The sequence below is a fragment of the Thalassospira sp. SN3W genome, assembly GCF_038070535.1.
GTDB classification, from domain to species: Bacteria; Pseudomonadota; Alphaproteobacteria; order Rhodospirillales; family Thalassospiraceae; genus Thalassospira; species Thalassospira xiamenensis.
This window is the reverse complement of the sequence record NZ_CP121124.1, coordinates 1,097,462-1,118,918: the sequence shown is the minus strand read 5'-3', so window position 1 is coordinate 1,118,918 and position 21,457 is coordinate 1,097,462. Positions and strand designations below refer to the sequence as shown.

The window sequence follows — 21,457 nt, the reverse complement described above, 5'->3', positions numbered from 1 at the left end:
GGCGACTTTTGATAATTAAGATGGTTTATTGTCAAAACCGCAGGGATGGTCGCATCGTTTTACGCGCGCATCCAGGCACTGATGCGTTCTGCGAGCATGATAACGGTCGGGTTGGTGGCAACCGAAGGTACATCAGGGAAGCTGGATGCGTCCGCAACCCTCAGATTTCCAACCCCGTTCACGCGTCCTTGATAGTCAGTCACCGCATAGGGGGAATTGTGTCCACCCATAGGTGCCGTCGACGTTGGATGGTGATAGATATCAAGTGCCTTTGGCAACGCGGCGATGAGATCGGCGGAGCTGGTTTGGGCTGCCCCTGGAACGAGTTCCTCGACAATAATATCGGAAAGCGGCCCCTGACGTGCGATCCGGCGAATCATTTCGATTCCTTCAACCATTTTCTGCCGATCCTCGACTTCACCGAGAATGTTGAGGGCGATACGAGGTGATGTCGTCGCCTTGCGATTTCGCAGGGTTAAAGTGCCGATGGATTTCGGACGTGTTAATGCCAAAGCAAGCATGAAAATGGCACCGGTTGGCGAAGAGGCAGGGTCACCATAATGCACAGCGCTTACATGGAAATCGCCTTCTCCGGGGGCAGCTTTTGAGGATTGCGCCCAAAGAATGGCGCCAACAGGCGGAATCGGAAGCCCAAGACGCTCTGGTCTCGCTGCCCAGATTGTGTAGAAAAACGGATGCTCCTGCAACCGTTGTCCTACCGGCAGATCGGCCATAACAGGAATATCCATTGCACGCAGGTTGTCGGCAGGGCCAACGCCTGATCGCAGCAGAATGGCCGGAGTTCCATAGGCACCTGCCGAAAGCACAATTTCACCACCGGTAATGCGTTCTCCATTTTCGAGAATGATGGCTTCAGCGCGACCTTTGATAATATCTACCCGGTCGACAAGCGCTTCGCTTCTGATGGTCAAATTGGCGCGCGCCCGAACACCTTTGGACAAGTATGTCATGCCGGTGTTAAGCCGCTCTCCCATGCGGTTATTCATCGGATAAGGGCCGACACCTAAAGGCTGATCTCCGTTAAAATCATCGACTTTGGGGAAACCCGCCATCTGGGCGGATTTTATAAAAGCGCGCTGCATATCTGAAATTTCATCGTCCTGCAGCTGATGGATCGGCCACGGACCGTAACGACCGTGAAGTTCATCCGCACCATTTACCGTGCGCTCACTCTTCTTATAAAATGGTAAAACATCGGCAGCCGACCAATTTGGCAGCCCGGCCTTCGTCCAACGGTCGAAGTCGGATGCCGTCGCCCGCATTGCAACACCGGCATTCACTGCAGATGATCCTCCCAGAACCTTTCCGCGGGGCACTGGGAAAGACGTCTCACCCCATCCCGGTTCAGAGGTGAACCCCCAATCATGCTCGGAATCGCCACCAATGATGCTTTGCAGACGAACGGCGTCCGGATAACTCTCCGGCGCATACGACTTTCCAGCTTCGAGAAGCAGTACGCGTCTGGATGAATCTTCGCTCAAACGACTGGCTAAAACGGCACCAGCCGATCCTCCTCCGACGATGATTACATCAAAGGAAGACGACTTATCATTCGTCTTCGCAAAAGCACCGCTATAGGTAATAGCAGCCAGACCGGCACCGGATGCCCCGATGATGAAATCCCGTCGATTAACACCTGTCTTGTTTTGTGTATCGCTCATGATATTGACCCTCGCCTCTCTCGATGTGGAATCTGCGGGACATCACAAAAGGCATATCCCTATCGAATGACGGTTCTTATAGATTTCCGACATCGCAAAAATATTGTAAGTGGCGCTGGTATTGTAGAAGGCTGTCTGTCGCTTCATTCCAGACAAGATGTCTTGAATTACTGCGTTCCCCTTAGACAACAATTCGTCATGGGATTATCATGCGGTCACCATGGCATTGACCGACCATTGTGGATTATGCGCATCTCAACCGGGATAGCGCATAGTCAAAGAAATGCAGTCACGGTAAGGCTTGGCAAATGATCTAAATCTTGTCTGCCAAACATTGAGAGATGAAATTAACAAACGCGCGCACACGTGCCACCTTCGTTCGTGATGACGGCCACACAATCGAGACAGTGCCGCGATTGTCTGTAAATTCATCCAGTATGGATACCAATCGTCCAGCTTCGATATCCTCGGCAACGAGGTAACGCGGTGCCTGTACAATTCCGAGCCCGGCCAGTGCGGCTGAGGCAAGAGCCCCCCCATCATTGAGCACAATCCCCGGCTTGACGATCATCCCGCGATACTCACCTTTAAATGCCCATTTCTCAGGGAGACCCGTCGTCGGGAAGCGGTATAAAACACAGCAATGATGACCAAGGTCTGCGGGCGTTTGAGGCGTACCGTGTTTCGCAAAATAGCTGGGTGAGGCGCAGGTAGTAAAGGCGTGCGGCCCAATCCGGCGGGCATGAAGATTGGAATCTTCAAGGTCTCCCAAGCGAACCACCAGATCATATCCGCCTTCAATCAAGTCAACTTTCAGATCATCGAGAGAGATTTCCAGCGTCACATCCGGATAGTCGGCTGCGAATGTACCAAGAGCGGGCAAGACAATGCTTCGCCCCATGACAGTTGGTACGCTGATCTTAAGCCGCCCTTGGGGCGTATTTTGTGTGCTGAGTAGCTCCAGTTCCGCTTCCTGCAGGTCACTTAGAATACGGGAAGCATATCGGTAAAGAATTTCCCCTTCGCCCGTGAGAGTGAGTGAGCGTGTCGTTCGCGTTAGCAATTTGACGCCAAGCCTCTGCTCGAGCCGGTCGACTGCTTTACCGACCGCAGATGCGGAGAGACCAAGCTTACGCCCTGCCGCCGCAAAGCTTCCCAGCTCCAACGTGACAGAAAAGGCCACAAGGCCGCTCAAGGATTCCAAAGAAGTTATTGCTGACATATTGTCCGCAATGATGAGACACGGAGCCCTCTTCCGTCAAGGAGTTCTTCGTTGGATAGTTGATGGCGCACGATCTATGCCGCCAAGGAGGAAATTGATGAGAATCTCATTAGCTGTCACCTCCAGTATCAATAGATTTGCACCATCACAGGCATCCGTATTGGAGTTTTTCAATGTCTAGGCAGCTTAACCATTCCCTCATGGCGCGGTTGAAAAAGACCACGCGGATATGGCTCGCCGTTTATCCAACAGTGCTTGTTTTCTTAACGATATTTGGTGATGCGCTTAAAGAATTTCCGTTTCCCATGGGAGTTCTCGTCTCGACACTTGTCGTCGTCATCATTGTCTCGAATATCACCGATCCCCTTGTCGGGAAGGTTTTTTGCCATTTTGGGTGTACTTTTCGCAAACCCGGCCTTCACTCCAAAGCCGCTCCTATGGCCAACAACACCGCGCCAGTTGAACGTTCTGCTCCATCAGACAATTAAAAGGGAGAACTACAATGACGAACAACGACAACAAGGTCGCCATCAATGCCCCGGGCAAGTCTGGCATGACGGTTCAGGCAACAGCATTCAACTGGATCAACGGTGTCCAGACAAATGACGGGGAATTGAAGCCATCGATTGATCCGGCCACCTACGATACCATTGGATATTATCCGGACAACGGCCTAGAGGCAGCGAAAACTGCAGTTGCGGCAGCCTCAAAGGCTTTTAAGGAAACGACTTGGGCGTGTGATCATGAACTGCGAGCGCATGTTCTAAATCAGCTAGCCGCTGCATTCGAGCGTAACCGTGATCGCCTTATAGAAATCCTGTCGCTTGAAAACGGCAAGGTGAAAGGTGAAGCTGCCTTCGAAGTCGATATGATCCCCAGCAAATTGCGTTATTCGGCGGCAACAGCTCTGCTGGAAAGCGGTAGAGCTGTTACGCCAAAACCAGGAAGCCTGTCTGTGATCCTAAAACAGCCGATGGGTGTTGCTGGCGTCATTGCGCCCTGGAACTCTCCTGCGGTTCTGACCATTCGCTCTCTGGCACCAGCACTCGCAGCTGGATGCACTGCTGTCATCAAGCTTCCGGCACAAATCGCGCAAGCTGCCAGTGTCATGGCGGAAATTATGGCCGAGGCCGAGGATCTTCCGAATGGTGTAATCAACCTCTTCTTTGAAAGTGGTCCGGAAGGATCTGCGTATTTGGTCGAAAGCCCGGATGTTCCCGCGATTAGTTTCACTGGCAGCACCGGCACAGGCCGCGCCATCGGCGCAATTGGTGCCAAACGGATGAAGCGTTTCGGGATGGAGCTTGGCGGCAAGACGCCGGTCATTCTGTTCGATGATGCCGATATCAATGCGGCCCTGCCCGTGATTGAGAAGGCGCTGACAGTATTTTCTGGTCAATTTTGTATGACCGGTTCACGTCTGCTTGTTCAAGACGGCATTTTTGAACATGTGCGCGATGCGCTTGCCCAGCAACTAACCGATGTGAAAGTTGGTCCGGCAAGTGACCCCTCAAGCGATATGGGGCCACTGATTGATCGAGAGAATGTCTTGCGGGTAGACGAGGTGGTCAAGAACGCCATTTCGGAGGGAGCAAACGTTATTGTACGTGGGGGGCCTGTTTGCGCCGGACCGCTTGCAAAAGGTGCTTTTTTCCGGCCTGCATTGTTGGAAGTTAACGACAATAGCCTGTCGATTCTTCAGGAAGAGACATTTGGTCCTGTCCTGACTATTCAGCGTTTTCATGACGAGGCAGAAGCCATTCAGCTTGCAAATGACAGCGAGTTTGGTCTTGCTGCCAGCGTCTGGACGCGTGACGTCGACCGTCCGTTGAAGGTGGCGCAGGCGCTTGAGGCTGGCACCATATGGATCAATGACTGGGCCAAGGTCTATGACAATACCGAGGAAGGCGGCTTCAAACAGTCAGGCCTTGGGCGGCTTAACGGCCTCGCTGCACTCGACGACTTTATCGAGTATAAGCATATTGCCCTGAAGCCCGGTCTTCATAGGGGCTGATGACGTCACATGATTGATGTCGAAAGGGGCCAAGGTCGTTGCTTTCAATTGCGAAAATCTTGGTCGCCATCTGCAGGGGGCAGGGCAGCCCTTGCCAAGCATCACGATCCTTTGGGTAAGACAAGAACTGTACTTGGCGTATCGCGAGGATACAGCAAGAAAATCGGAACTTATGGTATGGGGCATGTCCCCATACCAGTCCGGTGAACGACAAAGCTGTTAGTTTTGCTCTGGCGCCGCATCAGAAGTATTTGGGCCAGTTCGATACTTTGCCAAAATGCTGTCAAAAAGACCACTCTGGCGGATTGTCTTCAGACCAGCATTCAAATGATCCAGAATAATTTCCGGGGTCTCGGTCTTGCGGGAAATGCAGGAGTAATGGGAACTGGTCGATATTACCTTGGTCCTTATTCTTTCTGCATCAGGGAGCCCGTCCTCATCTCCATTGAGCAGGTAATAGTCCATGGGGGGGGCGAAACGTTAAGGCTGCGTCAATTCGATTTGAGTTCAAAAGATTGACCAGCGCTTTTTCGCTATTTGCAGTAATGACATCAAACTTCGCTTTGTGCGCGTACACCTCCAGACTGTATCCATTCACAACACCAACGGTCAGTTTGGACGCGTCTTCGGTGTCGATCATGTCAAAAACCTGTTCATTGGTGCTATACATGGCGATCTCTCCGTCGCCAAGTGGATCAGAATATAGGAATTCTGCGTCTCTTTCTGGCAGGTAGCTACAAGAACAAAGCCCATCAACATGACCGGAACTGGCAAGAAAATAAGCCCTCTTCCAAGGATAGAACGGCGTAAGGAGTGTGATGTCGCGTGTGGCAAATGCGGCACGCAAGATTTCAACGTCAAATCCCGGCATGACGTTGTTGTCAGCGATCATCGCTGCCGGGAACGGGTTGCAGGCAAGTGTCACGGTCTTGCGTTCACTGGCGGATGAGCCCAATGAACTATCTGCCAGTGCCGCACCGATCAATGTGCTCAGGAACGTAATCGTTAATGCGAAAACGATTACCGCACTTTTTCCAATCCGATTGGAACTTAAATGATCTTCGGCTTTATGAAGGAACGTGGGCATCTCATTTAACTGCAATCAAATGATCAACTTTTGGTTTTGTGTCACCCAGATGCAGGCGGTTAACCTTTTCCTGAATATCGCGATCCGCGCCAGACACCCTTTTGTGATGACGTAAATGTTCTATCCAAGAACCTTCCGACCATGTTTCGACAAACAGGTCGTGATCAGTGCTGTCCTGATGAAGCCCCCAATGATATGCGCCATGGCGCTGGCGGGCCTTGCGCATTTCAGTCATGAACTGCTGGAACGTCTCGTGATCTTTCGGGTCGATCCGATAGGAAATCCTGATCATGACAGGGCCGCGATCCTGTTCGACACTTTCAGACAGAATTGGTTCGGGCCAGTGCATCGACGGGCTCAGATCAAGATCGGCACCCTGATTAAGCCGGATGCGCATTGTTGCGATCATCAGGATGATTGCTCCAATCCCAGCAGTCAGCAAAGCCATCTCAATCGAGAATTGTTCGGCAAGCCAGCCCCATGCCACGCTACCAGCTGACATCGAGCCGAAAAATAGCGTCAGAAACACAGACAAACCCCGAGCACGCACCCAGTCAGGCAAAGCAGTTTGCGTGGATACATTCAACGAAGATAAAACTGCTATCCATGACGCCCCGGCAATGAAGGAGGCCATAACAGCCACGACTGGATGCTGAACCAAAGCGAAGCTCAACATCACAAGAGCTGTCCCGGTCGTCCCGGCCATAACGGTTTTGTCTGGACCAAGCCGTGCCTTGATTTTGGGTAGAACAATGGCGCCGGCTACTGCGCCCGTGCCAACACTGGCGAGCAGAATTCCATATAGCTGCGCACCGCCGTCCAGCATGTTGCGCGCAATCAGTGGCAACATCGCCCAATAGGCGCTGGCAAACAAAAAGAACGCAACAGCCCGGATCAAGGTGGCGATCACCGGCGGGCTATTAAATACATAGCGAAGACCAGCGCGCATGGCCCCGGCCATGCGTTCTCTTGGCATGGTCTGGACATTCTCTTGAGGATTCCAAAAGAACAGAACGCCAAGAATTCCGAGAAAGCTGAGTGCATTGAGTGCAAACGGAGATACCAGACCTGCACTGACAATGAGAAAACCGGCCAATGCCGGACCAATCGCACGACTGACGTTGATGCCCATGGAATTGAGCGCAATCGCAGCACCCAGGCGTGGTTTGTCAACCAGCCCCGGGACGATCGCTTGCCATGCAGGTGCCATCAATGCTGCACAGGTTCCCATCAAGAATGTAAACAGGATCAGGATCGACGGCGTCACCAATTGCAGATAAACCATCGCAGAGAGCGCTGCAGCCAAGCTGGCCATTATCAGATTGATGGAAATCAGTAATTTTCTGCGATCCATTAGGTCCGCAAGCGCCCCGGCAAAGATTGCAAACAGGAATACAGGTAATGTGGTCGCAGCCTGAACCAGCGAGACAACCAACGGAGAGGGGGACAGCTCTGTCATGAGCCAGCCTGCGCCGACATCGTGCATCCAGGTGCCGACATTCGATATGACGGTTGCCACCCACAAAAAGGCGAATGCCCGATGCCGAAACGGTGCCCATGGACCTGTGTCAACTGGTTTGGTTTCGTTCATTTTTCCTCTTCCTGATGAAGATGGCAATGCGCTTTGATCCCCTAATGCCGCAAAGCGCCCTAAATGCGTCGGGGTGTTTTTTCGGACAGAATTGCCACAAGAGCGAGCCCTGCAATGATCGCAACATGCTCAAAAAATATGTTGCTTTGTGCGGCGCGCTCCTCCTCTGGAAAAGTCCAGTACGCATGTGCAGTGAGTGTCGCCACAGCGGTAAATACTCCCAATGCGCCAGCGGCCAGCCACACTTGGCGCCCCAGGATGATGGCAATAGAACCGCCCAGTTGGAGAAGGATAATGCCCGCTGCAAGTGGTGCCGCGGGCGAAAGTCCGAAATGGTTCATCTCACCTATCGCAGCCGACCAGTTGAACAGTTTTGTCAAACCAGAAAGCCAGAACGGACAGGTCAGAGCAACCCGGATACCCAATTCAAATATAACGCTGTTTAACAACTTCGAGATGGGGGCTGGCGTCATGACATTGTTCTCATGGTAAAGGAAACGAAAATTGTCAGTTATGCAGAAACAAACCCGGTTCGGTGCGCCGGTTTCCAAATGGAATTGACCGGCGCACCAGGGGGGTTATGACTTTGTTTCAGGCGATGCTGGGCCACACTTGGTTTGAGCACCTTTGACATCACTTGCTACACCAAATGATTTGCCATGCAGGCAGTGTGCAGCGGCTTCTTGGACAGACATTCTGTCTTTGGCCCAGTTCACCGCAGTTTCACCAGCCAGCATACCAAGCAGTCCAAGGAGTGCGATGACGGGTGGGGCCGGGGATCGGGTTCCCAACAGCGCATAAATCACACCAACACCAAGCCCGATTCCAAGTGAAACGACATAAGGGGAAACAGTCATTCTCTTCTCCTTTGCTATACCGTGAAGCAGGAACAACCCAGCGCACCCCAGAAAGATTTGCTGTCTGCAACCGGGATTGGATTGTTCCATGCAATGCCATGGTCGTGGCCGTGAACGCCGCAACCGTGCGAACAACCATCGTGGCATGCACGTTCATGTGGCGAGGCTTCAGGACGTTGGGCCGGGCTTTGTTGATGCAAAACCGGACTCCAGGATGGCGATGCCGGTGGCAGTTTCGGTGAAAGGGACTGATAGTTGCCTTCGCCGTAAACCACTTTGCCGCCAACCATGGTCATGACCGAGTTGATCCGCCGGATTTCTTCGGGCGCAACGGCCATATAATCCGCCGACAGAACTGCCAGATCAGCATATTGCCCCGGCGCAAGCGATCCTTTGACGTCCGCTTCGCCCGAGAACCATGCCGAACCCTTGGTCCAGAGCATCAAGGCCGTTTCACGATCAAGAACGTTGTCATTGTCATAAAGTGGCATGCCGCCAACCGTTTTACCTGTCGTTAGCCAGTAAAGGGCAACCCACGGATCGTAAGACGCGACACGCGTTGCATCCGTTCCCGCCCCGACGGGCAGCCCCTGTTCAAGCATTTTGGCAATGGGCGGGGTCGCCATGGCGGCGTCTTTGCCGTAACGATTGACGAAATATTCGCCCTGGAAGGCCATACGATGCTGAATGGCAATGCCGCCGCCCAGTGCCTTGATCCGTTCGATATTGCGTTCGGAAACGGTTTCGGCATGGTCGATGATGAACCGTGTCTTGAACGGCTGTTTACCATTCACCCTTTCGAATACACCAAGGAAACGGTCGATGGTTTCGTCATAGGTCGCATGGATGCGGAACGGCCATTCCCGTTCAGCCAGCAATTCAACGATGGGTTCAAGTTCACTTTCCATCACCGGTGCCAGATCCGGACGCGGTTCAAGGAAGTTTTCAAAGTCCGCAGCCGACCAGGTCAGGTTTTCGCCCGCCCCGTTCATGCGCAGCATGTCGCTTCCAGCACCCGGTTCGGTCAGTTCGACCCAGCGTTCGTAATCGTTCAATTCCTTGCCCGCTGTTTGGGCAAAAAGGTTGTAGGCGATGCGAACCGTCATTTGCCCGTCGTCATGCAGACGTTGGATGACGTCATAATCGTCGGGATAATTTTGTCCGCCGCCGCCAGCATCAATCACACTGGTGATGCCAAGCCGGTTCATCTCACGCATATAGTGGCGGGTGGAATTGATCTGATCTTCGATCGGCAGTTTCGGTCCCTTGGCCAGCGTGGAGTAAAGGATCAGCGCGGATGGTTTGGCGACCAGGAGTCCGGTCGGATTGCCCTTGGCATCCTTTTCAATCACGCCACCGGGCGGGTTTGGCGTGTTTTTATCAAAACCAAGAACCTTGATGGCGGCCTGATTAAGCAGGGCCTGCCCATAAAGATGCAGGATAAAGACCGGGGTTTCGGGGGCGGCAGCATTGATTTCATCAAGCGTCGGCAAACGACGTTCAGCAAATTGGAATTCCGACCAGCCACCAACGACACGCACCCATTGCGGTGCAGGCGTAACGGCAGCTTGGGCCTTAAGCATGCGAAGGGCATCGGCCACAGAGGGCACGTTTTCCCAGCGCAGTTCCATGTTGTAGTTCAACCCGCCGCGAATAAGGTGGGTGTGGCTGTCATTGAGTCCCGGAATGATGCGACGACCGCCACCATTGATCATTTTGGTTTTGCCATCGGCAAGCTTGCGCATATCGGCTTCGGCGCCGATTGCCAGTACTTTGCCGCCGGCAATCGCAATGGCGTCGACTTCGGGTTTTTTTGGATCAAGCGTCGTGATACGGGCGTTGTGGATGATTGTTTCGGCTGTCTTGCTCATCTCGGTACTCCCAGTTGGTCTGATTGGCAGCGCACTGAGTGCTGTGCTTGCAGCAGCACCTTGAAGAAATGTCCGGCGTTTCATGCGTGTGACCTTTCAACACCAAGCCCCGCACCTGCCGCTCATGTACGCACGTTCAGTGAGGTACTTGACTTGGAAACGGCACTGAGAGTTTGGCGTGACAGAGGGCTTCGGAACGAAAAAACGCGGCAGATATTTTGTATCTGCCGCGTTTCCTTTATCGATCAGGAAGCTGCTTTCGGCGCAATCCGAGGACCATGTTCGACGCGTTCCGGCGCCTTGTGAACCATGGTGTAGGCGTAATCGACACCCATGCCATAGGCACCGGAATGTTCTTTCACCAACGCCATGACATCATCATAGGTTTCACGGTGTGCCCAATCGCGCTGCCATTCGAGCAGAACCTGCTGCCAGGTTACCGGCACCACACCAGCCTGAACCATGCGATCCATCGCATAATTATGCGCATCAACCGATGTGCCCCCCGAAGCATCGGCGACCATGTAGATTTCATATCCGCCTTCAAGCATTGCACAGAACGCAAAGGAGTTGTTGCAGACTTCGGTCCACAAGCCGGAAACGATCACTTTCTTGCGGCCGTTTGCAGCGAGTGCATCACGCACTTTCTGGTCATCCCAGGAATTCATCGAGGTCCGTTCGAGAAGCGGCGCTTCGGGGAAGACGGCCAGAAGTTCCGGATAGGTATGGCCCGAGAAACTCTCAGTCTCGACGGTCGTGATCGTGGTCGGAATGTTGAAGATCTTGGCCGCCTTGGCCAGGCCGACGGTGTTGTTTTTAAGGACCTGTCGGTCGATGGACTGAACACCGAATGCCATCTGCGGCTGGTGATCGATGAAGATGATCTGAGAGTTATGCGGGGTAAGAAGTTCAAGCTTTTCCATTTTAGGTCTCCTGTTTGATAAAGCGACATTGCCTGCATGCAACAGGCGCAGGGCGAAGGGTCGGGGGCTAGGAAGTTGGGATCGCAGACACGATCATCAGCACGCCAAAAACGACAAAGATTACGCCGGTCAACGCACGCCCACGCCTGGCATGTTCCGGTTTTTGAAACATCCTTACGACGTGCCGCGCACCAATTGCGTAACCGCCCAGAACAACAAGCTTTGCAACGACAAACGTCAAAACCAGAAGTGCCAGAACAGCTGGGCCGCTCTCGGCGGGAATAAACTGCGGGAACAATGCCGCAAAAAACAGAACGGCCTTTGGGTTGCTGATCCCGACACCGAATGAGTGAAACCAGAGAGCCAAACCGTCGCGTCCACGTGCTATCTCAGCAGTCCCATCGGCCTCTTTCGGTTGGCCGACGGGTCTGAGATACGTCCACCCCAGCCACAGGACATAGAACGCACCAAGCAAGCGCAGGCTGAGAAAAATCAGTGGATACGCTTCGAGTAAAGCACCCAAGCCGACCACCGAAAGTGCCGCCAGCAGTGCAATTGCGACAAGATCGCCACTCAGTGCACCCAATGCGCGACGCCACCCAAAGGCAAGAGCATTGTTAACGAGAAACAATGTCGACGGACCAGGCGTCGCGCTTTGAGCTGCGCTGATCAATATAAAAGCAAGATATGATGATAATTCCATTGCACACCCAAGACAATAATTTGTTCAACGAAACAGAAAGGGTTAAAGTAACCCAATAGTTTTCCTGCCTTTTTTCAAAGCAGAGCGCCGTTTCCATTCTGACTCTCAAGAAGTGATGAAGAGCCGTGACAAATCCTCAGGCGTTCATCTGGAATCTGATCAGTCCATTATTTATCCCTAGCCGGGGACAGGTGTGTTAAGCAGTTGCTGTTCCCATTGGAATGCGACACCACTCGCCCCGGCATGTTGCTTAAGTATCTCGGCAAGTTCGGGAATATGTTCTTCGCGCGCCCAGTCGCGTTGCCATTCGGAGGCCAGAGCCAGCCATGTCATCATATTCGCGCCTGCTGCGATCATCCGCTGGATAGCAACTTCATGTGCCTCGACTGAAACACCGCCGCATGCATCGGTTACGACCGTGACATCCCACCCTTCGCCAAGGGCCTGAATGGTTGGCATGGCAACACAGACTTCGGTCCACAGACCCGCTATAACAAGTTGCTTGCGGCCCGTTTCCTTGACGACATCTACCACTTTGGGATCTTGCCAGGTGTTGATCAAAGTACGGTCAATGATTTCCTGTCCCGGGAATACATCGGCAATTTGGGGAAAAATATTGCCGCCCTGACGTGCGATTACAGTTGTTAAGATGGTCGGTACGCCAAACGCCTTGGCAGCTTTTGCCAGCCCCACCGTGTTGTTCACCACCATGTGAGGATCGTGGCTGTTGAGATTTGCAAGCTGGTAGGGTTGATGGTCGATTAAAACAAGTACTGAGTCTTCTGGGCGAAGGAGTGAATCAAGGCCATTACGAATATTCATAGACTATCCCTTCTGTTTTTGTAATCAGGGCAGGTTTGCTCGACTTGATTTTTAGGTGCCCTATGAATCGACAGTCGCAGGTCTCTGGATAAGACACTAGTGCCCGTATATGATATGCTGTGTCGCAGCACAGGGAACGCGAAATTGGATATAGAAGAATTAGAAACATTCGTAGAAGTTGCTGACTCTGGGGGGATTTCTCCTGCCGCGCGTCGACTGGGTCTCTCCAAATCAATCGTCAGTCGGCGACTTTCACGACTGGAATCGGCGCTTGGTGTCCAGCTTCTGGCGCGCACGACCCGAGGTGCGGCACTTACCGAAGCCGGAGCGACATTTCGAGAACATGCTGCGCGGATTCGTGATGAATTAGAGTTGGCGAAAGACACACTGCTGCCTACGGGTGAGCTTTGCGGGCGGCTTCGTATCGCCATGCCGCTTTCATTTGGTCCGACCCACTTTGCCCCTGTTCTTGCAAAAATGGCGCAACGCCATCCCCAGCTTCAAATCAATGCCTGCTATAGTGATCGTTTCGTAGACCTTATTGCCGAGGGGTTCGATTGCGCGATCCGGCTGGGTCACCTTCCTGACTCCAACCTGATTGCAAAGCGGTTTGCGCCTATTCATGGCAAGCTCGTTGCAAGCCCCTCGTATATCGAGATGTATGGTGCACCTGAAACGCCCGAAGATATTGTACTTCACCAAGCCGTTTTACAGGGTACGGAGTCATGGCATTTGATGGACGGTGACAAAATCGTCACAGTGCAGCCGCAAGGGCGTTTCAAGTCGGACAATGGCATAGCACTGACCGCCGCTGCCGCAGAAGGTCTTGGCATTGGATGTCTTCCCAATTGCCTTACCCACGAATACTTGGTTTCCGGAGCCCTCGTTCCGGTGATGCCACAATATCCCCCAAAATCCGGAGGAGGATTTGTGGTGCGACCACCCGGAAGTTACCCGGACCGCAAGGTGCGCGTACTGACCGAAATGCTCATTGAGCATGTCCAGTCCAATCCCCATCTCTGGGAAGAATAGCCCTGGCTAGCCAGCAAGCGCCAACTCGGTCATCTCGGTCAGTATTATTCCGAGCAGACATTCCACTTCGTGCGACACAGTTAAGCGCATAGCGTGACTAGCGCAGCGAAAAAACATTCGCCAATGTGGGGTATCCTTCTGATCGGTAGTGCAATTTTGCCTGCTCGGCCTGCAAGGGCGCTAAGGACAAGTAAGGAGTGCGCGTATGAGTTGGAACCCCGCATTGCAACCGGGCTGCCCCGATGATGTAGATACTGACGCGATTGAGACACTTATAGTCCCGCGTGCAAGAGACCTTGGCGATTTTGAGGTTCGTCGCGCCTTGCCTGCACCAAAGCGGCAGATGGTTGGTCCCTTTATCTTCTTTGATCAAGCTGGACCGGCAGAATTTCTGACCGGCCAAGGTGTTGATGTAAGACCACACCCGCATATCGGTCTTGGCACAGTCACGTACCTTTTCCGTGGTGATTTTCATCATCGCGATAGTACAGGGGCAGACCAGATCATCCGTCCCGGCGAGTTGAACTGGATGGTTGCCGGGCGCGGAGTATCCCACTCAGAGCGGACTTCGGCGCAAGCCCGGTCTGGGCCCAACAGTTTGTTCGGGATACAAACTTGGCTCGCACTACCCGATCAGTACGAGGATATGGCCCCGACATTCGAACACCATAATCAAGAGACGCTGCCAATAATCGAGGATTCCGGCGTCAAGCTTCGACTTATTCTCGGCAACGCCTATGGCAAGGTTGCGCCTGCGACAATGCTCTCCGAGACCTTTTACGCCGATGTGATGCTCGAAGCAGGAGGTCGATTGCCTTTGCCCGACAATCACGAGGACAGAGGCATCTACATCGTCGAAGGCTCTATATTGATCGCCGGACAGGAGTATCAATCATCTCAAATGATGGTCTTCCGCCCCGGAGACAAAATCACCGTATCGGCTGGTGAGAAAGGTGCTCGGATCATGATCCTCGGCGGTGCCACCCTTGAGGGGTCACGGTACATCTGGTGGAACTTCGTTGCCTCGTCAAAAGAGCGTATCGAAGAAGCCAAGGCCGAATGGCGCGCAGCAAACTGGGGCAAAGGACGTTTCGATCTGCCTATCAATGATCGTGATGAGTACATCCCCATGCCGGATTGAGCGGCGTTGAGGAAATACCTCAAAGACAGCCAGGTCGGTCCGGTGTTGCTTTAGCACTCATTTCGAAATGTCTTTTTCTGAGATCACAACCAGTAACCGCTGTACATCTATGAGATGGATACGCTCAGTTTCGCGCGGAGTAAATCAACATACCGTGTCGTTCTGCTGTGTTGTGAAATAGAGAATGCCAAGTTGAATATAGAAGACTTAGAAACATTCGTCGTGGTTGCCGATGCGGGTGGAGTTTCTCCCGCTGCAAGACGGCTAGGTGTATCCAAATCAATTGTCAGTCGCAGGCTCTTTCGGCTTGAAGCAGCGCTTGGTGTTCAGCTTCTTGCCCGAACAACACGCGGTGCTGCCCTCACTGAATCCGGGGTTGCATTTCGCGAACACGCCGCAAAGGTGAGTGCCGAAATCGAAATTGCGAGGGATACGATCATGCCCACGGGGGATCTTCGGGGGCGCCTGAGAATTGCCATGCCGCTCTCATTGGGACCAACACACTTCGCCCCCGTTCTTGCGAAGATGGCGCAACGCTATCCCCAGCTTCAGCTACATGCTTGCTATAGCGACCGCATTGTTGACCTTATCGCCGAAGGTTTTGATTGCGCGATCCGGGTCGGCTACCTTGAAAATTCCAATTTGCTCGCTAAACGCATTGGGCCCGTCTATTTGAAACTTGTCGCAAGCCCGTCTTACATCGAGACACATGGAGCGCCAGAAACGCCCAAGGAAGTCATGGCGCACCAGGCTCTAATGCAGGGAACAGAGCCCTGGAAATTTATGGATTGTGACAGGGTCGTCACGGTCCAGCCACAGGGGCGCTTTAAATCCGACAACGGCATCGCTCTTACCGCTGCGGCAACAGCCGGGCTTGGTATTGCCTACCTTCCCGACAGCTTGATCTGTGAATATTTGAGGTCGGGCGCCCTCATTACAGTTATGACTGGGTATCCTCCGCCGCCTGCCGCGGCGTATGTTGTCCGACCACCCGGCCAGCACCCTGTAAGAAAAATCCAAGTGCTTACCGAAATGCTGATTGAGCATCTCGAACAAAACCCGTGTCTTCGAGGGAGGGCTGAAAATTGAGAGCAGAGCTCTGACTAACGCGCAGAACCAAATCTCAAAACCAATAAGAATTTATCTATGCAGTATTGAGCCGAACTGAAAAAGGTTCCTTACTCTAAATGCCATGAGGCACAACGGTAGTTTGTCATTTCGCTCAATTTAGAGGGTATGACGGACCATATGTTTGAAATTGTCAGCTTTTCTGTCAATTCTGCAGGTTTTTGTCATCTTTTGTGACAATCGATGACAACTTATCTGGCAATCGAAAATGCTAACCAACTGATTTTTCAAGAAGTCGAATGTCACCTTTTGTGACACATGACAATCAGAGTTTGGCTAGGTTTACTCTGTCCTGGCCATTCTCCTTCCCATTCGGTTTCTTTAAAAAAAAGTTCTTGATTTGTTCTTTTGCTTATGGCATAAGAGTAAAGTCAACGGGAGAAATCCACCCGGACCGAAACCCGCAAGGCCTTGTGCCTTGCGGGTTTTTGCGTTTGGGGCTGAAGGAAAGAGGATATCGGGATGCAGTGGCAAAGACGCGGACACAGACACAGGCAGGGCGGCGGGGTGCCCCACAGGCTATGGGGCAGCGGATGGCGGAGCCATTATGGCGGCGTTCTGCCCGAGGATTAGGACTGGGGGACTAACCCGATCATTTGCCATGACGGGAGAGGTGCGTCTTGTTGAAGAGGGAGCGTCAAATTTGCCGGGAGCGGCAGGAATGGCAGGAGGGGGCAGCGTTGAGCTGTGGCCCGTCAAGGGTGGACCGGCGGGGCCCATGAGCCCGAAGTTTGTCCGGACTTCATCGGTTGCCGGAAATGTTGCCATTGCCGGGAGTGATGGGAGCGGGACGTGAGTCCGGAGACCGTCCGTTGGCGAGGATGGCGAATGCCCGAAATGTGTCCGGGGTTCATCGGTTTCCGGAAATGTCGCCATTGCGGAAGTGATGGGAGCGGGACGTGGGTCCGGAGACCGGTTGTTGGCGAGGATGGCGAATGCCCGAGATGTGTCCGGGGTTCATCGGTTACCGGAAATGTCGACATGGCCGGGAGTGATGGGAGCGGGACGTGGGCCCGGAGACCAGTTGTTGTCGAGGCTGGCGGAGGCCCGAGGTTCGTCCGGGCTTCCGATGATTGCGGGGATGCTGTCATGACCGGAAGTGACCGGGGCGGGCTGTGAGGCGGAAGGCCGCTGTCTGCGCGGCATTAGCGGGGATGCCGAAGTCCTGGGTTTGTCGCGACTTCCGATGGTTGCCGGAAATGTCGCCACGGTCGTGAGTGATCGGAGTAGGCCGTGAGGTCGAAGGCGGCCTGTCTGCTCTGCCGCGTTGGCTGGGATGCCAAAGCCCCGCGTTCGTCCGGACTTCCCAGGTTGCGGGACGTCCGGTTTTGGCGGAGGTGGTTTGTCGTTGGGGCCGTCGTCGGCTGGAGGCGGGCTGGGGTTCGTGGCGTGGCTCTTGCGGGGAAAGCCATGGGTCGAGGCGTCATATTGCAGTGTTGGTCCCAGGTTTGCGAGCTTTGCAAAGGGCCCGGGCATCGGGTTATTCGCCCGCAAGTTCAGCGCATCCCGTTTCGAGAAGGGCGATGACATGCGGGGCGAAGGAGCGCCACAGGTCAAGACGGTAATCCTGTTCGCCATCCCGCCACAGCACCGTCGTGACACCATCAAAAACCGTGCGGCGGGCTTCGCCGGTCGGTAATTGATCAAGGTCGCGCGGGCAGCCGATGGTGATAAGGTCGCTGGCCTTTGGGCCTGTGATCCGCACGGTAACTTCGCGGTCGGAAATTTCCGTCAGGCTGTGCGGGGTTTGGGCATAAATCGCCGCACAGGAATCGGTGATCGTCGCGGCCTGATCTTCGGGGGCGATGATCGTCCATTCGTCCGGGCCAAGGCAGAGGATTTCAACATCCCCTTTGCGCCCGCACTGACCGATTTTGGCCGGAAGGGTTACGCCAAGCGCCTTTGACAGGGCTTTCTGTTCGGGCGTTGCGGCCCGAAGCGAAAAGCGGGCGACGGGGGGCAGAAGTGCTACATGCACGGCGGCGCTTTCGGCGAGTATCCCGGCTTTGGACAGGTCGATATGTGCAGTCATTGCGTTATCTCCGCTTCTATGACCTCAGAATTTAAAGTTTAAGCCGCGCATTTTCGGGGTCGTAAAAGACCGTGCCGGTGATGGTGGCCCTGATCGTCCGGTCCGGCATCGGGATATAAACCGTTTCGCCGGTCTTGCCGTGGCCGCCTTCGATCAGGGCAAGAGCAATCGGGCGACCTGCCGCGTCGCTGTGATAGGACGATGTCACGTGGCCGACCATCTTCATCGGGATCGGCTGGTTCGGATCAAGGACAATCTGCGCGCCTTCTTCAAGTTTGGACGTGCCATCATCGGTCAGAAGCCCGACAAGCTGCTTGCGGCCTTCTGCCGTCAGGTCCGGGCGGTTAAGGGCCCGCATCCCGACAAAGTCGGGTTTGTTTTTGCCAACCGCCCATCCGGCACCCGCGTCATAAGGCGTCACGGTTCCGTCGGTATCCTGACCGACAATGATGAAGCCCTTTTCGGCACGCAGGACATGCATGGTTTCGGTACCATAGGGGCAGATATCGTATTTCTGACCGGCCGCAAAAAGCGTTTCCCAAAGGGCACGGCCATGACGGGCAGGGACATTGACCTCAAAGCCAAGTTCGCCCGTGAAGCTGACCCGGAACAGGCGGGCCGGGAAACCGGCAACCGAGCATTCGGCAATCGACATATGCGGGAAGGCTTCGTCGGAAATATCGAGCCCCTCGACAAACGGGGCCAGAAGATTACGCGCATTCGGACCGTTCAGCGCAATGGTCGCCCATTGTTCGGTGGTCGAGGTCAGCCAGACTTTGAGGTCTGGCCATTCCGTCTGAAGGTAATCTTCCATCATGTTCAGGACACGCGCCGCCCCACCGGTGGTGGTGGTGATGTGGAAACGGTCATCACTCAGACGGCCAATCACGCCGTCATCGCGGATATAACCATCATCGCCAAGCAAAAGGCCATAACGGGTGCGACCGGGGGCAAGTTTGGTCCAGGGGTTGGTATATATGCGGTTCATGAATTCAACCGCATCGGGGCCGACCACCTCGATCTTGCCAAGGGTGGATGCGTCAAACATGCCAAGCGATTTGCGCGTTTCGCGGCATTCGCGACGCACGGCGGCGTCCATGTCTTCGCCGTCCTTGGGAAAATACCATGCACGACGCCACAGGCTGACAGGTTCGAACACCGCACCATTTTCTTCGGCCCAGCTATCGATGGGGGTTTTGCGGGTGACTTCGAAATGATCCCCCTTGTGATAGCCGACAAACGCCCCGAACGTCGTCGGGGTATAGGGCGGGCGGAAGGTGGTCAGGCCGACTTCGGGCTGTTTCTTGCCAAGCGCATCGGCGGCAATGTTCAGGCCGTTGATGTTTGACATCTTGCCCTGATCGGTGGCCATGCCATTGGTGGTGTAGCGTTTGACATGCTCGATCGAGCGCATGCCTTCGCGTACGGCAAGGCGCAGATCCTTGGCGGTGACATCGTTCTGATAATCGACAAAGGCACGGGCCTTGCCAGCATCAAGATCGGTCGGAAGTTCGGTGTGGCTGGCGCCCGAACCGGGGCGATCATCGGCAACCGAAAGCGTTTTGACCGTGGCGGTTTTGCCAAGTGCTTTGGCCGCCGCAGCGCCCATCGCGGCCCCGTCATTAAGGGCGGCCTCGATCCCCCAAAGCCCACGTCCGGCACCGGCGATCTGGCAATCCTCGGTAATGCGGTCGGGCAGGAAGGTCTGGCTTTGGTCATCCCATTTAAGCGTCCCCTTGGTGTGGGAAAACAGATGGAGCGACGGGGTCCAGCCCCCGCAAACCAGAAGGTTGTCGCAAGCCAATGTCTGGGCGGCCAGAACGGTGCCATTTTCAACCTTGTTGATCCGCACAGATTTGATGCGCAGGCGGCCGGACGTGCCGGTTGCGGTATAACCGGCAAAGACCGTGATCCCGCGTGCGGCGGCTTCCTTGACAAGGTCGGCATTCGGGGTCGGGCGGGTGTCGACAATGGCCTCGATCTTCGTTCCGGCCGATGCCAGATCAAAGGCTGCATACCATGCACTGTCATGGCTGGTGACGATGACGGCCTTGTCACCCACGCGCACGCCATAGCGGTTCAGGTAGGTTTGCGCCGATCCGGCCAGCATCACGCCCGGACGATCATTGCCATCAAATACCAGCGGCTTTTCAAGCGCACCCTGGGCCAGAATGACCTGTTTCGCGCGCACCCGCCACATGCGTTCCCGCGGGGTGTTGGCGGCCGGTTTTTCCAGATGATCGGTCAGTTTCTGACACAGGCCGATCATGTTCTGATGGTAATAGCCAATCGCTGTGGTGCGGGTCATGATCCGGACACCAAGGTCGGTCAGGGTATCAAGTTCGGGCTCCAGCCAATCCCATGCCGGTTTGCCGTCAATTTTTGCCTGTGGTTCGCTTAAAATCGTTCCGCCCGGTTCGGCGTTTTCATCGACCAGTGTGACGCGAAGCCCGGATTCCGCCGCGGCACGTGCGGCGGCAAGACCGGCAGGACCGGCACCGACAACCAGAATATCGGTATGCAGATAACGCGATGCGTAATTGTCCGGATCGGGTTCGGTCGGCGATACGCCAAGACCGGCAGCCGCCCGGATAAAGGGTTCGTAAACCTTGTCCCAGAACGAGCGCGGCCACATGAAGGTCTTGTAATAGAACCCGGCGGAAAACAGCATGTAAAGACGGTCGTTGATCGCGCCGATATCGAATTTCAGGCTGGGATATTTGTTCTGGCTGTTGGTTTCCAGCCCATTCCAGATTTCCTGCACGGTTGCGCGTGTGTTGGGTTCAAACTGCCCCTTGCCGCGGCGTGTTCCGATCAGGGCGTTTGGTTCTTCCGAGCCTGCGGCAATCGGGCCACGCGGACGATGATATTTGAACGAACGCCCCATCAGGTGGACGCCATTGGCGATCAGGGCAGATGCGACAGTGTCGCCTTCAAGGCCCTGATAGGTATCGCCGTCAAAGGTGAAGGAAACCGGCCGATTGTGAAGGACCCGGCCACGCCCCGGAACACGGAAAGCGGTCATTTCGAAGGCTCCTTCTTTGCGGCATCTTCGAGCAAAACAGCAAGGTCAGGGCGTGTTTCGCCTGCCTTGTATGTCGTCAGGAACCGGTCCGAAACGGTGTCGCGCACGGCGTTAAAGAACCGGCCGCAGCCATGAGCATGACGCCAGCGTTCAAAATGCGGTCCCTTGACATTGGTGCGGATGAACAGGAAATCGTGCCATTCATCATCGGTTTTGTCCGCCGGATTTTCCGGGCGCGCGATATGGGCTTCGCCGCCATAGGTGAATTCCAGTTCCGGCAGCGTTTCATCGCAATAGGGGCAATGGATGAGAAGCATGTTCGTTCTC

The 21,457-nt window shown here is 54.4% G+C and carries 18 protein-coding genes; 5 read left to right on the top strand and 13 right to left on the bottom strand.

Annotated features, from left to right (window positions below; translation table 11 throughout):
* Window positions 1-59: 59 nt before the first annotated feature.
* Both P8T57_RS04940 and P8T57_RS04935 read right to left on the bottom strand, forming a co-directional pair.
* The gene (locus P8T57_RS04940; RefSeq protein ID WP_341364779.1) at window positions 60-1,682 is read right to left on the bottom strand and encodes a GMC family oxidoreductase N-terminal domain-containing protein; all 1,623 of its coding nucleotides are present in this window, start codon (window positions 1,680-1,682) and stop codon (window positions 60-62) included.
* Between the two features lie 313 nt (window positions 1,683-1,995).
* The gene (locus P8T57_RS04935; protein WP_341364778.1) at window positions 1,996-2,877 is read right to left on the bottom strand and encodes a LysR family transcriptional regulator; all 882 of its coding nucleotides are present in this window, start codon (window positions 2,875-2,877) and stop codon (window positions 1,996-1,998) included.
* A gap of 200 nt (window positions 2,878-3,077) precedes the next feature.
* On the opposite strand from P8T57_RS04935, the gene P8T57_RS04930 reads away from it, so the two are divergent.
* Together P8T57_RS04930 and P8T57_RS04925 are read left to right on the top strand one after the other, a co-directional pair.
* Window positions 3,078-3,392: a hypothetical protein gene (locus P8T57_RS04930; protein WP_341364777.1), complete on the top strand. Its 315-nt coding sequence runs from the start codon at window positions 3,078-3,080 to the stop codon at window positions 3,390-3,392.
* 65 nt (window positions 3,393-3,457) lie between these two features.
* A complete protein-coding gene (locus P8T57_RS04925) occupies window positions 3,458-4,918 on the top strand; it encodes an aldehyde dehydrogenase family protein (RefSeq protein WP_341364776.1) in 1,461 nt (486 codons plus the stop codon).
* A gap of 436 nt (window positions 4,919-5,354) precedes the next feature.
* Here the strand turns inward: P8T57_RS04925 and P8T57_RS04920 are convergent, their stop codons facing one another.
* The 8 genes from P8T57_RS04920 to P8T57_RS04885 form a co-directional block, all read right to left on the bottom strand.
* Entirely contained in the window at window positions 5,355-6,005 is a 651-nt protein-coding gene (locus tag P8T57_RS04920; protein ID WP_341364775.1) for an ABC transporter substrate-binding protein, read from the bottom strand.
* A gap of 1 nt (window position 6,006) precedes the next feature.
* The gene (locus P8T57_RS04915) at window positions 6,007-7,596 is read right to left on the bottom strand and encodes an MFS transporter (protein ID WP_341364774.1); all 1,590 of its coding nucleotides are present in this window, start codon (window positions 7,594-7,596) and stop codon (window positions 6,007-6,009) included.
* Between the two features lie 59 nt (window positions 7,597-7,655).
* Complete coding sequence (locus P8T57_RS04910) at window positions 7,656-8,069, bottom strand: DoxX family protein (RefSeq protein WP_341364773.1); 414 nt, start codon at window positions 8,067-8,069, stop codon at window positions 7,656-7,658.
* A 105-nt stretch (window positions 8,070-8,174) separates the two neighbouring features.
* Window positions 8,175-8,453, bottom strand: coding sequence for a DUF1427 family protein (locus P8T57_RS04905; protein WP_296994763.1), 279 nt, complete (start codon window positions 8,451-8,453; stop codon window positions 8,175-8,177).
* A gap of 14 nt (window positions 8,454-8,467) precedes the next feature.
* On the bottom strand, window positions 8,468-10,324 hold the full coding sequence (locus P8T57_RS04900; RefSeq protein ID WP_341364772.1) for an amidohydrolase: 1,857 nt from the start codon (window positions 10,322-10,324) through the stop codon (window positions 8,468-8,470).
* Window positions 10,325-10,569: 245 nt separating this feature from the next.
* Entirely contained in the window at window positions 10,570-11,247 is a 678-nt protein-coding gene (locus P8T57_RS04895; RefSeq protein WP_341364771.1) for a hydrolase, read from the bottom strand.
* Window positions 11,248-11,314: 67 nt separating this feature from the next.
* A complete protein-coding gene (locus P8T57_RS04890) occupies window positions 11,315-11,950 on the bottom strand; it encodes a LysE family translocator (protein ID WP_341364770.1) in 636 nt (211 codons plus the stop codon).
* 177 nt (window positions 11,951-12,127) lie between these two features.
* Complete coding sequence (locus P8T57_RS04885) at window positions 12,128-12,772, bottom strand: hydrolase (RefSeq protein ID WP_341364769.1); 645 nt, start codon at window positions 12,770-12,772, stop codon at window positions 12,128-12,130.
* Window positions 12,773-12,916: 144 nt separating this feature from the next.
* Between P8T57_RS04885 and P8T57_RS04880 the strand changes: the two genes are divergently transcribed.
* From P8T57_RS04880 to P8T57_RS04870, 3 genes are all read left to right on the top strand, one after another.
* Window positions 12,917-13,804, top strand: coding sequence for a LysR family transcriptional regulator (locus P8T57_RS04880; RefSeq protein WP_341364768.1), 888 nt, complete (start codon window positions 12,917-12,919; stop codon window positions 13,802-13,804).
* Between the two features lie 205 nt (window positions 13,805-14,009).
* The gene (locus P8T57_RS04875; protein WP_341364767.1) at window positions 14,010-14,945 is read left to right on the top strand and encodes a pirin family protein; all 936 of its coding nucleotides are present in this window, start codon (window positions 14,010-14,012) and stop codon (window positions 14,943-14,945) included.
* 114 nt (window positions 14,946-15,059) lie between these two features.
* On the top strand, window positions 15,060-16,034 hold the full coding sequence (locus tag P8T57_RS04870; protein WP_341364766.1) for a LysR family transcriptional regulator: 975 nt from the start codon (window positions 15,060-15,062) through the stop codon (window positions 16,032-16,034).
* A gap of 1,519 nt (window positions 16,035-17,553) precedes the next feature.
* Here the strand turns inward: P8T57_RS04870 and P8T57_RS04865 are convergent.
* Genes P8T57_RS04865 through P8T57_RS04855 form a run of 3 tightly spaced genes read right to left on the bottom strand, consistent with a single transcriptional unit; the run spans window position 17,554 to window position 21,447 of the window.
* Window positions 17,554-18,105, bottom strand: a complete 552-nt coding sequence (locus P8T57_RS04865; RefSeq protein ID WP_341364765.1) for a sarcosine oxidase subunit gamma family protein — start codon at window positions 18,103-18,105, stop codon at window positions 17,554-17,556.
* A gap of 31 nt (window positions 18,106-18,136) precedes the next feature.
* Complete coding sequence (locus P8T57_RS04860) at window positions 18,137-21,130, bottom strand: sarcosine oxidase subunit alpha (protein WP_341364764.1); 2,994 nt, start codon at window positions 21,128-21,130, stop codon at window positions 18,137-18,139.
* Window positions 21,127-21,447 (bottom strand): sarcosine oxidase subunit delta, encoded by a 321-nt coding sequence (locus P8T57_RS04855; protein WP_341364763.1) that lies wholly within the window; start codon window positions 21,445-21,447, stop codon window positions 21,127-21,129. The genes P8T57_RS04860 and P8T57_RS04855 overlap by 4 nt, the downstream gene beginning before the upstream one ends.
* Window positions 21,448-21,457 lie beyond the last annotated feature (10 nt).